General features: G+C 39.2%; 1 protein-coding gene. It reads right to left on the bottom strand.

Features of this window, described 5'->3' with window-relative positions; translation table 11 throughout:
* Positions 1 to 12 precede the first annotated feature (12 nt).
* Positions 13 to 702, bottom strand: a 690-nt coding sequence (locus AC1DND_RS28915; RefSeq protein WP_477586419.1) for a T9SS type A sorting domain-containing protein, incomplete at its 5' end; no start/stop codon positions are given.

The following is a 702-nucleotide window of genomic DNA, read 5'->3' as shown; positions in this document are numbered from 1 at the left end:
ACATCACCCTTTTTAATCTATTTTAATTATTTTCATCATTTTGAAAGTCTTGCCTTTGGCACTAGTTACCTTAACTAAATAGACTCCTGTAACCAGTCTAGATACATCTAATTCGGCATTGCTACTTTCCATTTTTTTATTCAAGAACATTCGTCCAATTATATTAAATACCGCTACTTCATAAGGACCACTATATCCTTTAATATTAATATTCAATATATCTTTTACAGGATTTGGATAGATCTGCACACTAGCATCAGCAAGACCGTCAACTTTAATGTTCGATATGTCTATTGCACTAACACTTTTATTAGTTGAATTATTATCGGCTAAATTTGAACTTTGAGATGAGTTCATTGCCGTTGCTGAGTTTTGAGATAAAACAAGTTGTGGACGAAGTGTTGGGTCGGTAGTTTCCTTTGAACGGAACGTCACGTCGGCTCCCGCGCCCAAAAGTGTAGTAACCACACGAAGTGACAATGTTTTATCTCCCGAAAGCTCGGCCATTGCCTGACTGCTAATATCCCATTGAGCCCATCCCGAGCCTTGGCCATTAATGGTTGCCAACAAAGTACTTGATGCTGGTTTATTGCTCCAGTTAACGCCTGTTTCTGTCCAAGAATCTGTAGGTACATAATAAACCTGAAAAGTAGTAGATGCTACATTAGTGCCAGCGCCAGCGATACACCGCCAGCGATACTC

Source organism: Pedobacter sp. 01N416 (assembly GCF_056399685.1).
This window is presented reverse-complemented; position numbering and strand designations above follow the sequence as displayed.